The sequence below is a fragment of the Thermocaproicibacter melissae genome, assembly GCF_024498295.1.
GTDB classification, from domain to species: Bacteria; Bacillota; Clostridia; order Oscillospirales; family Acutalibacteraceae; genus Thermocaproicibacter; species Thermocaproicibacter melissae.
Map to the genome: position 1 here is coordinate 1,868,973 of NZ_CP101827.1, position 14,834 is coordinate 1,883,806.

Annotated in this window: 12 protein-coding genes and 1 tRNA gene; 6 read left to right on the plus strand and 7 right to left on the minus strand. The window is 49.6% G+C overall.

Translation table 11 applies throughout. The annotated features are described in order from the left end of the window. The first annotated feature begins 82 nt into the window (after nucleotides 1-82). A tRNA-Arg gene (locus NOG13_RS09015) sits at nucleotides 83-159 on the plus strand. A 127-nt stretch (nucleotides 160-286) separates the two neighbouring features. Here NOG13_RS09015 and NOG13_RS09020 read toward each other — a convergent pair. Genes NOG13_RS09020 through NOG13_RS09035 form a run of 4 tightly spaced genes read right to left on the minus strand, consistent with a single transcriptional unit; the run spans nucleotide 287 to nucleotide 5,499 of the window. Continuing rightward, nucleotides 287-1,345: a sugar ABC transporter substrate-binding protein gene (locus NOG13_RS09020; protein ID WP_283110214.1), complete on the minus strand. Its 1,059-nt coding sequence runs from the start codon at nucleotides 1,343-1,345 to the stop codon at nucleotides 287-289. A gap of 4 nt (nucleotides 1,346-1,349) precedes the next feature. After that, a complete protein-coding gene (locus tag NOG13_RS09025) occupies nucleotides 1,350-2,966 on the minus strand; it encodes a response regulator (protein WP_283110215.1) in 1,617 nt (538 codons plus the stop codon). Next, a complete protein-coding gene (locus tag NOG13_RS09030; RefSeq protein WP_283110216.1) occupies nucleotides 2,959-4,494 on the minus strand; it encodes a sensor histidine kinase in 1,536 nt (511 codons plus the stop codon). The genes NOG13_RS09025 and NOG13_RS09030 overlap by 8 nt, the downstream gene beginning before the upstream one ends. 21 nt (nucleotides 4,495-4,515) lie before the next feature. Further along, the gene (locus NOG13_RS09035; RefSeq protein ID WP_283110217.1) at nucleotides 4,516-5,499 is read right to left on the minus strand and encodes a sugar ABC transporter substrate-binding protein; all 984 of its coding nucleotides are present in this window, start codon (nucleotides 5,497-5,499) and stop codon (nucleotides 4,516-4,518) included. Nucleotides 5,500-5,803: 304 nt separating this feature from the next. Between NOG13_RS09035 and chvE the strand changes: the two genes are divergently transcribed. From chvE to NOG13_RS09060, 5 genes are all read left to right on the plus strand, one after another. Then, the gene (chvE, locus tag NOG13_RS09040) at nucleotides 5,804-6,919 is read left to right on the plus strand and encodes a multiple monosaccharide ABC transporter substrate-binding protein (protein WP_346347656.1); all 1,116 of its coding nucleotides are present in this window, start codon (nucleotides 5,804-5,806) and stop codon (nucleotides 6,917-6,919) included. Between the two features lie 111 nt (nucleotides 6,920-7,030). Beyond that, nucleotides 7,031-8,569 (plus strand): multiple monosaccharide ABC transporter ATP-binding protein, encoded by a 1,539-nt coding sequence (gene mmsA / locus NOG13_RS09045; RefSeq protein ID WP_283110218.1) that lies wholly within the window; start codon nucleotides 7,031-7,033, stop codon nucleotides 8,567-8,569. Further along, nucleotides 8,569-9,747, plus strand: coding sequence for a multiple monosaccharide ABC transporter permease (mmsB, locus tag NOG13_RS09050; RefSeq protein WP_283110219.1), 1,179 nt, complete (start codon nucleotides 8,569-8,571; stop codon nucleotides 9,745-9,747). The genes mmsA and mmsB overlap by 1 nt, the downstream gene beginning before the upstream one ends. A gap of 44 nt (nucleotides 9,748-9,791) precedes the next feature. Further along, complete coding sequence (locus NOG13_RS09055; RefSeq protein WP_283110220.1) at nucleotides 9,792-10,115, plus strand: hypothetical protein; 324 nt, start codon at nucleotides 9,792-9,794, stop codon at nucleotides 10,113-10,115. A gap of 239 nt (nucleotides 10,116-10,354) precedes the next feature. Continuing rightward, entirely contained in the window at nucleotides 10,355-11,488 is a 1,134-nt protein-coding gene (locus NOG13_RS09060) for a glycerate kinase family protein (RefSeq protein WP_283110221.1), read from the plus strand. A 105-nt stretch (nucleotides 11,489-11,593) separates the two neighbouring features. Here the strand turns inward: NOG13_RS09060 and NOG13_RS09065 are convergent, their stop codons facing one another. From NOG13_RS09065 to NOG13_RS09075, 3 genes are all read right to left on the minus strand, one after another. Beyond that, nucleotides 11,594-13,123 (minus strand): carboxylesterase/lipase family protein, encoded by a 1,530-nt coding sequence (locus NOG13_RS09065; RefSeq protein WP_283110222.1) that lies wholly within the window; start codon nucleotides 13,121-13,123, stop codon nucleotides 11,594-11,596. A 74-nt stretch (nucleotides 13,124-13,197) separates the two neighbouring features. Next, nucleotides 13,198-14,019 carry an alpha/beta hydrolase gene (locus NOG13_RS09070; protein ID WP_283110223.1) on the minus strand — a complete coding sequence of 274 codons (822 nt, stop codon included), beginning with the start codon at nucleotides 14,017-14,019 and terminating at the stop codon, nucleotides 13,198-13,200. Beyond that, nucleotides 14,019-14,822 (minus strand): alpha/beta hydrolase, encoded by an 804-nt coding sequence (locus tag NOG13_RS09075; protein WP_283110224.1) that lies wholly within the window; start codon nucleotides 14,820-14,822, stop codon nucleotides 14,019-14,021. Before NOG13_RS09075 ends, NOG13_RS09070 begins: the two co-directional genes overlap by 1 nt. Nucleotides 14,823-14,834: the final 12 nt, after the last annotated feature.

Genomic DNA, 14,834 nt, shown 5'->3' on the forward strand with positions numbered 1-14,834 from the left:
GCCGGCAATCAGCCGACGGGAACGATTGTTCATTGACAAAACGACCTGCGTCAACTATAATTGGAAAGTGCCTTTTAAACTTGACTTCGTAGCTCAGCTGGATAGAGCGACCGCCTCCTAAGCGGTAGGCCGGCGGTTCAAATCCGCCCGAGGTCACCAAGAGAAGCCGCAAACCAAAATAGGTTTGCGGCTTCTTCTTTTGCTTAAATATACCATTCCGTAAATTTCTTTGCCCATTACATGAAAAGGCGGCCCATCCCAATAGAGTAGGCCGCCAGACATTTTTTCAGTTTTGAGGCCACTGCTCCTTCGGGACGTTCATGTAAACCTCTTCCATCGTGTGGAAACCGTCCTTGATAACCGTGGAAACCATATTGTCTTTGTAAACCGCAATCGGCTCTATCTTGATGTACGGAACGTTCTTCGTGCCGTCATGAATCTGGTCGTCAGCCCGAATGCTTTCCTGTTTTGCCATTTTGACCGCGATTTTCGCCGCCATGGTAGCAAGCGTGCGAATCGGCTTGTAAACGGTCATATATTGCTGACCCTCCACCACTCTCTGACAGGCGGCGAGGTCGGCATCCATTCCCACTACGGGAACGGAAGGTATCATCTGACATTCCGAAAGCGCGTCGATTGCTCCGCCCGCGAGCGCATCATTTTCCGCAATCACCGCGTCAATTTTCACTCCTTCATTGTGAAGGCTTAGAATACAGTCATATGCTTCATCTGCCATCCAATCATAGGCCTCAACCTGTTTTACAACTTTGATGTTCCCGGAAGCCATGTAGGGGTTGAGCACACTCATAATTCCTTGCTTAATCACAACGGTATTGTAGTCAGACGCAGGCCCTTTAATAATGACATAATTTCCGTTCCCGACCTTTTGGGTGATGGCGGACGCCTGCAAATTTCCCACCTTTTCATTGTCGAAGGATATGTAAAGGTCGACGCCCGCGTTGCGGACCAACCGATCATACGAAATGACTTTCACGCCGTGCTGCTTGGCATAACTGACAGCGGATGCCGCATCGACCGCGTCGTGTGGAATGATCACCAGTACATCGATGCCCTGAGAGACCATCTGCTTCACCTGCTGGAGCTGTTTTGCGGAGTCCTCGTAATCGATGCTGACGAGGATATCCGCATTTTGCCTTTTGACCTCTTCCTCAAAGATTTCCTTGTCGCGATACCATCTTTCTTCTTTGAGGGTATCCATGGAAAAGCCAATCAGCGGCCGCTTTTGGGACGTAGGAGAGGTTTCATGGCGAGGGGAACACCCAACCATCAGCAGCATGGCCAAAACCGATGGAATGATAAAAAGCCGGCATACTTTTCTGAACATGCTGCTAACCTCCCATGATTTCGTCTGCCTTATGGGCCGACAGCAGGAACTGATATTCTGTTGGCGTCGCCCCCACGGTCTTTTTGAATACCCTGCTGAAATAATTCGGGTCGGAATAACCGATGATATTGCAGATTTCCTTGTTACTGAGCCGTCCTTCAGCGATGAGCTGTTTTGCCTTTTTGATGCGAAGCATTGTGAGGTAGTCGATGAATGTGCTGCCCACTTCCTCCTTGAATACCTTGCTGAAATAGGTGGGGCTCACGTTGACCGCACCGGCCACATCTTCCAAGGTGATATTTTTATTATAATTCTGGGCAATGTAGTCGACCGCAATTTTAATTACGGGTGAAAGGCCTTTTTCGCGAATTTCCGTCATCGCGGCACTGACCTGTTGAATCAGATTCTTCACCCATACACGGACTGCTTCCTGATTCTGCAGCGCCAGAAAACTGTTCACATAATTGCTGCCGTAATTCTCCTCACTCTCAAAACTCTTTGAACCCGAAACATTGAAAATGAGTACCACAAGCGGGAGCATCGCCGATTTCAGAGCGCTCAGATCTGCACCGTATCGGTTTATCATCCACCCGAAGAGATTCTCAAAAGAGGCAAGAGCCGCATTCGTTTCTCCGCAGGAAATCTTTTTCAGAATGGACTTTTCTTCTTCCTGCGGAAAATGTTTCTCCTGCTTTGAATTGTCAGAAATGTCCCGGAAGAATATCACCGGCTGATTACTCTCGGAGAGGATTGCTTTGATTGATTCCTCATACGATTTGTACAGGCACTGTAAAGATGTGTATTTGTTCCCCACGCCGATTCGGAAATTCCGGCCGGCGATGTTTTTACAAAGCTGACGGTAAACCTCGGCGGAAAAGGACATGATGTTGTCCCTCTGCCCAGATGTACTGCCCTCCGCACACGGAACAAAAACGGAAACACGATTCACCAGCAGCGGGCCGACCACACATGCCGCATTGGCTTCCTTCAGTATTTCGCGAAGAAGCGGATAGACTTTTCTTTCGCCGAGGTCGGGTGAAATCTCTGCGGCGCCTTCCCCCGGCCTGATTTCAATTGTCATGATATAACCGCCGCCGCTGATATCGAGAATTTTCTCAAGGGAAGCAATCTCCGCATCGTGGTTTCCCGGGAAGGTAATGCAGTGAATCAGGCTGTTCTCAAGAGCCGGGCGTGCATAGGCGATTTTCTCTCGGTAATCCAGCTCCGTCTTCAGCTTAATCTGTTCCTGCTCTTTTCGATTCACTGCGTTTTCAAGAGCATCAATGAGGCTTTTGCGGGTCAGCGGTTTATTTAGATATTCGATCACGCCGAGCTGAATTGCTTCTTTGGCATAATCGAACTTCGCAAAGGCGGAAATGACAATGAACAGGGTCCCGGGGTTCTCCCTTTTAATCTCCCGGATGGCTTCCAAGCCGTTAATTCCGGGCATTTTTATGTCGATGATTACAAAATCCGGATGGCCGGTGGCAGCTTTCTCAATTGCTTCACGCCCGGAATGAGCAACTTCCGTCTGTATCGGGGTATGCATGAACTTTTTGACCATATACTCAATGGAATCCGTTACGATTTGTTCATCATCGACGACCAAAAGTTTATACATAGCTACTTTCCCGCTCTCCAATAGGCAGTATGATTGCAACGCAGGTTCCGACTTTTTCCTGACTCTCGATTTCTACGATTTTGTTTACATCTTCAACATGGTAAAAAAGCATAAGCCGGCTGATTACGTTTTTCAAGCCGATGCTCCAACCATCTTTTCCTTTTGGCCCCGCGGTTTCAAACGGGCAACCGGCAAGGATCTGCTCAATGGTTTCCCTGCTCATCCCGCGGCCGTTGTCGGAGATTTCTACTCGGATGGCCTGCCCACTTCTATGTGCCGCTACCTTAATCTGCCCACCGCTTTCCAGCGAGTTGATGCCGTGGATGAAGGAATTTTCGACGATAGGCTGTAACGTCATACGCGGCATTTCCACATTGAAGATATTTTCATCTACTTCCTTCGTAAACGAAATCTTATTGCCGTAGCGTTCATTCAGCAAATAGACATAGCTCTCAACATTGCCAATTTCATCCAACAAGGTAGACGGAATCCCCATGTTGCCGATGTTGTAGCGAAGCAGTCCGGAGAAATTCTCTAGAAACAACTGCGTTCGGTCAGCACCTTCAAACATGGCAAGCTGCAGGGCGGCATTTAATGTGTTGAACATAAAATGCGGGTCAATCTGTGCCTGCAGAGAACGCAGTTCCGCTTCGTTCAGCATGGATTTCATTTTCAGATTCTGCATTTCCTGTTCTTTCAGGCAGTTTTCAATTCTCGTCTTTTCCTGAATCTCAACAACCTGACGCTTAATGCTCTCCGCCATGTGATTAAAAGACAGTGCAAGCGTTTTCACCTCATCGTTCGAACGGACTTTGACCGGAGGAACGTCGTAGTTGCCTTGCGCGATTTTACTGGCGGCCTTGGAAAGGCGGATAATCGGTTCCGTCATACGATAGGAGAACAAAATAATCAGGACAAAATCGACAATCGTTGCGAGAATGATAACCGCGATATTGAACACCTGCAGGGAGGCAAGTCTCCTGGAGGCCTGAACATAATAGGCGTTATTCTCTTTGAACTCATAGATTTTTAGCTTATCAATGTATTCGCTTGTATAATCGTAGACCTGTGTCGCCTTGTTGAACTGCTGGGTATAGCCGGCTATATCGCGACCACGCTTTTCCTGCACCGCAAAATCCGTAGTCTCTAGGTACGTCACCATGAGATTTTTGATGTTGGAAAGCAGAATATCACTCTCTTTGTTGGAAAGTTTCGGTTTGAGGTTCAGCGACATATCTCGAAGGTCATTGCTTGCGTTGAGGTAATCATACAGGTCGCTCGAACGACTGGTTGTCAAGTAGTCCTTAAGGCTGGATTCGACGGAATTCAATGTGTTGCTCAGGTTTGTGAGGAGGCTGTCGTTACTGAAAATATCGTTCATTTCTTCCGTCAATACTCTGGTCGTGTAGTATGTAAATAGGCTGATGGTATTTACGATAAAAAAAGTTATAAAAAAGAAAAGCAAAAGCTTTTTCCGGATAACATTTCGTGCGCGTTTTTGCCCTTTTGCGAAAGGTCGAAGTTTCAACTTCCGTCACCCTCCATTCAGCTATCCGGGATAATTGACGAGATTGTTTTTTGTGATGGAATACACGCTTGTCTTAATTACCCGAGGTACTTTTTTCCCGTTCATCAGGTCAGCGAGGCACTGAATGCACTTTGCGCCTGTTTCCTCCGGGCTTTCATAAACCGAACCAAATACAATGCTGTTGCGGATATATTCACGAATCTGCATGGAATTCCCGTAACCTATGACATTGATGTCCTTGGTTCTGTTCAGGTCAATCAGCACCTGGACGACTTCCAACGTGTCATTTTCGCTTGTACAAATCACGGTATTGACCTTCGGGTACTGGTAAAGGATGCGGCGGATGATTTCCTCCGCTTTGAAGTAACCTCCGCCGGAGTTATGAACAGACTGCAGACTGATATTCAGTTTCCGACGCAGGCTGTTTTGAAGGCCTTTTTGTAGGGAGTTGCTCATGCTGCTGTTCAGCGAATAATTGCCGCCGAGAATAAGTGCCGGGCAGCTGTTCCCGATCTGCGCAATCAAATCTCCCTGAGCTTGGCCGACATCGTAGCTGTCGGGCCCTATGTATGCTTCACGGTTGCTCTCATTATCATCCGATTCAATCGTAATTACTTTAATTCCTTTTCCGACTGCTTCATTGATGAGCGGCCGGAATTTTGTTTTGTCTGGAACATAGACGGCAATCCCGTCTACTTTTGCGGCGATGGCAATGTTGAAATATTTGAGCTCGGCATCCACATCTTGCACTACGGGGCCATCCGATTCCACTGCGGCCTGAACCTGTTCTGCCGCTTTTAAGGCGCCCTTTTTTACGGATTGCCAAAAGGGATCCCCCATGTCCTGAGCAATCAGTGCAAAATGATACCGGAGCTGCTGGCCGCCGCTGTCAGCCTCATCAATCATTTTGACATGGTTCTGCTCGTTCCAGCCAGAACAGCTGGACAGCGCGGCGCACAGAACGGCAGCAAGAACGCAGGCAGAAATTTTGAACGCACGTTTCATGCCGCAATTCTTTCTTCCATGCCACAAAGCAAATCAACCTTCAATCTGTCGGAAATCCGATTGAAATTTACCTGTAAATTGCACGAATCTATCTAGAAAATTTTATGCACAAAAAATTGCTATTTGCTTTGCCTAACCAGAAAAGTTCGTAAACATTGTAAGAATTTCATAATTTCGTGCAGAGATTTTTTTCGATTTTTATTATAACATATCAATTGTTGAAAGGGAAGAATGATTCTTCCTTAACCCAGCGGACAGTTACGGAACTTTGTCCGGTTGAGAAAATATAAAGGAGGTTTTTGACTTGAAAAAAGCAAAAAAAGTTCTGGCGGCTTTGTTGGCGTGCGCAACGATTCTCTCTCTGTCTGCCTGTAGCAAAAGTACCGGAGGAACCTCGTCCGCACAGACAGATAACAATGCGGCTGCCTCTGGCACGATGATCGGTGTCTCGATGCCGACCCAGTCGCTCCAGCGGTGGAATCAGGACGGTTCCAACATGCAGCAGAAGCTCGAAGCAAAGGGCTACAAGGTTGAACTCCAGTATGCAAACAACGATGTAAACACACAGGTTCAGCAGATTGAAAACATGATTACAAAAGGCTGCAAGGTTCTCGTCATAGCCGCAATCGACGGGTCTTCTCTGACCGATGTGTTAAGCAAAGCAAAGGATAGCGGCTGCAAAGTAATCGCATACGACCGTCTGATTATGAAAACGCCGAATGTCGATTACTATGCCACCTTTGATAACTACAAAGTCGGCGCCATGCAGGGCCAGTATTTGGAAACAAAGCTCGGCCTGAAAGAGGGCAAAGGCCCCTTCAACATTGAAATCTTCGCAGGAGATCCCGGCGACAACAATGCGCATTATTTCTACAACGGCGCTATGGACGTTTTGAATCCGTACATCAAGAGCGGCAAGCTGGTTGTTCAAAGCGGCCAGATTGATTTTGCAAAGGTCGCCATTACCACCTGGACTTCCGCCAAAGCTCAGGAAAGAATGGATAACCTGATTACCTCCAAATACACCGGCGGCACAAAACTGGATGCTGTTCTTTCCCCCAACGACAGCCTTGCAATCGGTATTATCGCTTCGCTGCAGAGCAACGGTTTCGGTACATCCGATAAACCATACCCGATTATTACCGGTCAGGACTGCGACATTGCAAATGTAAAGGCAATCATTGCCGGTCAGCAGTCCATGTCCATTTTCAAAGACACACGCCTTCTTGCTGAAAAAGTTGTCTCCATGGTTGATGCAATGCTCCAGGGAAGCACGCCTGAAACGAACAACACGACCGATTATAACAACGGTGTGAAAGTTGTTCCGACCGAGCTTCTCACTCCTGTATATGTTGACAAGAGCAATTATGAAGACATCCTCATCAAGGGCGGCTACTACACAGCTGACCAGCTGAAGTAATTCACAGCACGTTCACGGATTCGGCTTGCGGGAATACCGCAAGCCGAACCTGTTCCAAAAAGTTTTCTTGCAAAGCGGTGATTCTCATTTTGAGAAACTGGAGATGATAGCGTGAGTGAAAATATACTGGAAATGAGAAACATAACAAAGACATTTCCCGGTGTTACGGCACTGAGCAACGTGAATCTGACGGTAAAACGAGGCGAGATTCATGCCTTGATCGGCGAAAACGGTGCCGGCAAATCCACACTCATGAATATATTAAGCGGTGTGTACCCGTATGGCACTTATACCGGTGACATCGTTTTTGAAGATAAAGTCTGCCAATTCAAAACAATCAGCGACAGCGAAAAGGTTGGAATCGGCCTGATTCATCAGGAGCTGGCACTCATTCCGCAGCTAACCGTAGGTGAAAACATTTTTCTGCGCAACGAACAGGCGAAACACGGATTTATCGACTGGAATTTGACCCACGAAAAAGCCGAAAAGCTTCTGAAAAAGGTGGGCCTTAAGGCGGACACTCACACCATCGTGCGTGAATTGAGCGTCGGGCAGCAGCAGCTTGTTGAAATTGCAAAGGTACTCTCAAAAAACATTAAACTACTGATTCTGGATGAGCCCACCGCTTCGCTCAACGAAGAAGAATCCAACAATCTTCTGAACCTTCTGCTCGAGCTGAAAAAAGAAGGCATGACCTGCATCCTGATTTCGCATAAGCTCAAGGAAGTTACCAAGGTATCGGATACCATCACGGTCATCCGTGACGGAATGGTCATTGAAACGCTTGACAAAGAAAAAGACGACATCAGTGAAGACAACATCATCGAGGGCATGGTCGGCCGCCAACTGACGGACCGCTACCCAAAAAGGGTGCCGAAAATCGGCGACGTTATGTTTTCCATCGAGCATTGGAACGTTTATCACCCGATTATTGCGGACAAAAAGGTGATTTCCGATGTCAGCTTCAATGTTCGGAAAGGTGAGATTCTCGGTCTTGCGGGGCTGATGGGAGCCGGAAGAACCGAGCTTGCCATGAGCATCTTCGGAAAATCTTACGGAAGGAACATCAGCGGCAAAATTTACAAAAACGGCAAGGAAATTCACATAAACAACGTAAAGCAGGCCATTCAGAACGGCATCGCCTACACGACGGAGGACCGAAAAAGCGACGGTCTGAACCTCATCGGTGACGTTGTGCAGAACACAACAATCGCCGGAATTCAAAGCCTGACAAAACGGCACATGATTGACCAAAACGCCGAAATCAATGTGACCGAAGATTTCTGCAAAAAGCTCAACATAAAAACCCCGAGCGTATTCCAGAAATGCATCAATCTCTCCGGCGGCAATCAGCAGAAAGTCGTTCTGAGCAAGTGGATTTTCACAAAACCAGACCTGCTGATTCTCGACGAACCAACACGGGGAATTGATGTGGGTGCGAAATATGAAATCTACACCATTATGAACAAGCTTGCCGACGAAGGAAAAGCCGTGATTTTCATTTCTTCCGAAATGCCTGAACTTCTTGGTATGTGTGACCGCATCTATGTTCTCAACGAAGGACGCATTGTGGGCGAGTTGAGTGGCGAACAAATCTCGCAGGAAGCAATCATGAAGTGCATCATGCAAAGTAACAGGGAGGCAGTCTGATGGATTCATTCAAAAAAGTTGTTAAAAATAATCTGCGGCAATATACGATGCTCATTGCGCTGATTCTGCTCATGATTATTTTCCAGTTTGCAACGGGCGGCGTTCTTTTCCGGCCGATGAACATCAATAACGTAATTCTTCAAAACGCATACGTCTTCATTCTTGCAGTCGGCATGATGCTCCTCCTCATCAACGGAGGAAACATCGACATGAGCGTCGGTTCGGTTCTGGCCTTTATCAGCGCCATACTGGGCATCATGTTGATTAAAAACCACCAGCCGTTGTGGCTCGCAATTATCGTTGCGCTGCTTCTCGGCTTTGGCATCGGGGCTTGGCAAGGCTTTTGGGTTGGCTATTACCGCATGCCCGGCTTCCTTGTAACGCTGGCCGGCCAGCTGATTTTCCGCGGCCTGACCACAAGGGTTCTCGACGGCATGACACTTGCCCCGTTCGACAAATCTTTCCAGTACATAAGCTCCGGATTTATTCCGGATATCTTTCAGTTTACCGGTTCAAGCGTAAATATTACAGCATATCTTGTCGGCGCAATCATTACGATTCTGTTGATTATCATGGAGATCCGGAAACGGGCACAGCAGGCAAAATACACTTCCAATATTCTTTCAAAGCCGCTGTTCATCGCAAAACTGGTTCTGATTGCTGCGGCCATTATGCTTCTGTCCTATTTCTTTGCAGCCTATGAAGGCATTCCGGTCGTCTTCATCATTATTACGGTTCTGGTCGTTGCTTACAGCATTTTCACTACCAAAACGGTTCCCGGCAGATACATCTATGCAATGGGCGGCAATGAGCGTGCTGCAAAGCTTTCCGGCATCAACACCAATAAGGTTCTGTGCCTTTGCTACGTGAACATGGGCGTTCTCACCGCGGTTGCGGCAATTGTTTCTGCGGCAAGAATGAACGCTGCGTCTCCTCTCGTCGGCCAGGGCTATGACCTCGACGCCATCTCCTCTTGCTTCATCGGCGGAGCTTCCATGTACGGCGGCGTCGGCACGGTGGTCGGCGCAATCATCGGCGCTCTGTTCATGGGCGTTTTGAACAACGGCATGTCCATCATGGGCATCGGCACCGACATTCAGCAGGTTGTAAAAGGACTTGTTCTGATTTTCGCGGTTGCATTTGATATCTACTCGAAGTCGAGAGCAAAAGCGAAATAATTCCGAAATGCTTACAAGCGAGTTCAGAGAAAACGAGGCGTCATATGGAAGAGTATATTTCTGCTTTTGATCTGCTGCTGGCGATTGCCGGCGTGTATATGATTTACTGGGGAATCACCGGCAAAGGGACGGTGTACCGCACGGAAACCATTAAGAGCAAATACACCGGCGTCTATGTCAAAACCGTCAAATGGTTCTGCTTAATCGGCGGTGTCTTTGCTGTTTCCTCGGGTATGTTGGAGTACTTCCATGTGAATTTTCTGGCAACGATTTTCTTGTACATTCTTTGTCTTATTGTCTTTGCAGACTTCCTTGTGACTTTTCTCTGGACTGACAAAGAAAAGTACAGAGAACACCGTTTGCGCTGACACACAGCCGATACCTTTGCACTTTTCGGCGTTCTCTTTCCGTTTGCTTTGCAGACTTTGCGTTTTTTCAAAAGGCAGCGCACGGAAATTCGTGCGCTGTTTCTTTTTGCCCTTCCCCGGATGTTGCCGTCCCAGTCCGCAGTTGTTATACTAAAATTAAATTCGATAAAGGTTGGGGCGCTTCGGGCTTTTTCGCACAGCGCGCAGATTGGAATCAACGGAAGGAGCATCGTCATTCTATGAACAAAATCATTCTGATTCCCGATTCATTCAAAGGAACCATGGAGTCCGCGGAAATCTGCCGTTTGATGGCGAACGCCGTCGAAGCACATTACCCCACGGCGCAGATTCTTTCGTTCCCCGTGGCGGACGGCGGTGAAGGCACGGTGGATGCCCTTCTGAGCGCCGCAGGAGGAGAGAAAATCAGCGTAAGCGTGCGAGGTCCTTATTTTGAAAGGCGGAAGGCCAGCTTCGGAATTACCGAAAACGGAGACGCTGTCATTGAAACGGCGTCCTGCGCGGGACTGACGCTGGCAGAACATAATCTGCACCCCGACAAGGCCACCACCTATGGCGTCGGGCAACTAATCGCTCGTGCGGCGGCGCAGGGATGCAGCCGAATTATCGTCGGGCTGGGCGGAAGCTGCACAAACGACGGCGGTGTGGGCGCTGCCGCCGCCTGCGGGGTCAAGTTCTACGATAAAAACGGGAAAGCGTTTATTCCCACCGGCGGAACACTTGCGGACATCGCAGCTATTGACGACTCCGAAATGAACCCCGCTGTGCGAAGGGCTCAGATTATTGCCATGTGCGATGTTGATAACCCGCTTTACGGGCCATCCGGTGCCGCATGTGTCTTTGCCCCGCAGAAAGGCGCAGACGCCGCTATGGTCCAGCGGTTGGACGAGGGGCTGAAGCATTATTCCGACATTCTACGCCAATGCCTCGGCACGGATATTTCCGCCCTTCCGGGTGCGGGGGCGGCAGGAGGACTGGGCGGAGGAATGGCCGCCTTTTTCCATGCTGAGCTTCGCAGCGGCATCGAAACGATTCTGGACCTCGTCCATTTCGACGAACAGCTGCAAGGCGCCGATTTGGTCTTGACGGGCGAAGGAAAAATCGACGCGCAGAGTCTGCGCGGGAAGGTCGTTTCGGGTGTTGCGCGCCACGCAAAAAAGCAGGGCGTTCCGGTTGTCGCCGTAGTCGGCGACATAGAAGGAGATATGGCTCCGCTTTACGAACTCGGTGTTTCCGCTGTTTTCAGCATCAACCGCAAAGCGGAAGCCTTTGAAACCTCCCGTAAGCACAGCCGCGAAGATTTGTCGCTGACGGTCGACAACCTGATGCATTTTTTAAAACGTCTTGGATTCTGAATTTTCAGCAGACAGAAACAATGCCCCCGAAGCAGTTCAATTTCTGCATCGGGGGCATTGTTTTGCTATTGCTCGGAAGAGGGGAGATGCTTCCGAACAGTAATCTTACACGGATTCGTGTTTGACGGCATCATCGGCGATTTTGTCGACAAAGATGCGGGTGAGTTCGTCCGGCTCATCCAGCTTTGCGCCGAATTTTTCCTTCTCGTCATAGAAATGCATGACATACGGCTTCTTTTCGGTAAAGGGCGGCCATTCGGCCATCGGAGTCCCATCGGCGTCGACGCCGTTCGGGTCACCTGTCTTGATGAAGTTGGCCCAATAGTTGCACATCACGCGTGCCAAATCATACTGAGGCCCGGTGAACGGACGCCAGCATTTTGCGAGCGTTTCAAAGAAGAACCACAGGTCGCTCGAATGGAACGCACCGGGATTATCCCACCCAGGCATCCTGGAACCGAACAGATAATAATACTTCGGAATCGTAATGCCTGCACGGTCTTCCGCTGCACACAGGCTGCGCATTGCAACATCCAGTTCACTGATTACCGAGTACTTTTGGATGGCCTCGATGCCTTCATCTGCATGGCAAATTTCGCAGATGCGCTCTGCTTTGTCGCCATAGCGGGCGACTGCTTTTTTGAATTCCTCAACAGACTTCACGGGTGCACCGAAAGTGAATTCATTATCTGTGCGGCCGAACAGCAGAGGTACCGGATGCCTCTTTCTCATGATTCGGTCTTCATATTTGCCCTGCTGGAAAACTCCGTCGTCCACGGTTCCCCAGAACACGCCGCAGGAAATTGCCTTGTCACGCACGTACTCAGCACTCAGGCTGCGTGCTTCCGCAAGCGTTTTGACTCCGAGCTGGCGGAAGAATTCTTTTCCCGTTTCCTCCGCTTCAGCCAAAGGATACTGCATGGCAACCCGGCCATAGGGGCTCTTGAAAAAGCCGCTTTCGATAATCGCTCTCTGGAACAGCCCGTCGCTCTGCGGCGAAGTCAGCAGCGCACAGACGCTCATTCCACCGGCAGACTGCCCGCCGATGGTGATATTATCCGGGTCGCCGCCGAATGCCGCAATATTGCGCTTGACCCATTTAATGGCGAACTGCTGGTCAAGATGACCGAAGTTTGTGGGGGCATCCGGCGCTTCTGCCGTAAGCTCCGGATGAGCGAGGAATCCGAATACATTCAAACGATAGCTTGCCGTTACAACAACTATGCCACGTTTTGCGAGGCGGTCTCCATCGAACTCCTTTTCAACCGTACTGCCGACCTGAAGGCCGCCGCCGAAGAACCAGACGAAAACCGGAAGTTTTTCGCCGGGCTTTTGCGCGGGAGTCCACACATTCAAGTAGAGGCAGTCTTCGCTCATCGGAGTTTCGGGAGGGAGATTCCATTCGCGCGCATAGAGGTGTTCATGGTTGCCGTCCGGGATAGCCTGCATGGGAATCGGGCCGAAGCGGTAGGCATCCAGAATGCCGTCCCAGTTTTTTGCCGGCTGCGGCGCACGCCAGCGAAGGTCGCCCACAGGCGGTGCCGCGAACGGAATTCCCTTGAACACCATCACCTCGGGGTCATAAGCGGGAAGGCCTCTGACCTTTCCGTTCTCGACTTCTGCAATTTCAATCATTTCAATCAAACTCCTTCCAACAAAACACTATCCGCTTTCGGTTTCACGCTGTCAAGGTTCCGGCAGAAAAAGATTCATGCGCGCTGTTTTGCAGAGTCCATGCACCAGTCCATCACGCGCGGCAGGAATGCGTCCCAGAATTTCCACTCATGGCCGCCGGGGCCTTCTTCGTATGTAATCGGAACTCCTAGCTTTTTCGCATAGTTCATGAAGTTCTGCGTGTATTGGTAGGTTGGGTCCTCTCTGCCGATTGCCACATAAAAAGCCGGATATTTTGCCGGGTCTTTTGCAATTTGCTCGAGCATATATTTTGTGTCGTCCGGGCTGTTGCGCAGCTTTTCAAGGCCGCCCCAATTCAGGTTGACAAGAGAACATCTGTCGTCCGGTGAGGAAGAACCGAACCCCTGGCTGAAGATTTCCACGACGAGCGAGGAACCGGAAAGCGCGGCGGAAGCAGAGAAAAATTCCGGCTTGCGGAATGCCCATTTGAACGCACCGTATCCGCCCATCGAAAGGCCCGCAACAAAGCGTTTTTCACGGCAGCCTCCGACTGGGAAGCGCGACTCCACAACCTTCGGAAGTTCTTCACTCAGGTAGGTGAAATAAGGGTATCCGTGAGCCATGTCGCTGTAAAAGGAGGAAGCACCGACTTCCGGCATCACAACCGCGATGCCGCGCTCTTCCGCGTAGCGCTCCACACTTGTAAAACGGACCCAGTCGAACGCATTTTGTCCGCCGCCATGCAGCAGGTAGAGGACCGGGTAGGTCTCCGTTATTCTGCAGGCGTCTTCCAGACTCTGCCCGGGCTGCATCGGTTTGTCCGACGGAATGACCACTGCAACATTCGTATGGAAGCCCAACGTCTTTGACAAGAAGCTGAAACGCATGTAACCCATTACTCTGCCACCCCAATTCCCATCCAGTCAATAATTCTTTTCAGCCACGGATTCCAGAAATCCCAGTCGTGTTTCCCGGGGCCCTCTTCCCAAATTAACGGCAAACCAATCTGCTTTGCATACTCTGCGAAGTCCTTGGAACCTTCGTAGGTCAGCTGATCTTCTGTGCCGCAGCAACTGAACAGGCGCGGAATCGGCCGGCCGGACTTCACCAATTTTTTCGCAAGAAATTTCATGTCATTCTCACTTTCACGATATTCCTCGACCGAACCGAATGCATTGAAAACAGGGTTGTTTGTGGACCCCATCGGGCGGAAGAAGCCAAGCTCCTCCACGCCGCTCACCCCAGACATCCCGCCTGCGGCGTTGAAAAACTCGGGGCAGCGCAACGCCCATTTGAATGCTCCGTGAGAACCCATGGAATTGCCAACCACAAAATGGTCTTCCCTTTTCTCGGAAAGCGGAAACACAGACTGTACGACAAGCGGAAGTTCCTTAGAAAGATAGGTGAAAAACTTTTCGCCGTATGCCATATCACAGTAAAAACTCAGTTTGACCTCAGGGAATACAACGGCAAACTGTCCTTCGTCGGCATAACGCTCGATGTCGGTATTCCGGATATAGGTGGTACAGTCATCGGAACCGCCGTGCAGCACATAAAGCGTGCGGAATTTCTGCCCTTTGCGGTACACTTCGTCGAGTGACTTCTCCGGATGCGCCAGATTGTAAGTCGGCAAAAGGACTGCAATATTAACCTGCTCCAGCAGAACGCGTGAATAAAAGGAATAATTGACAAGTCCCATGATGATCCTCCC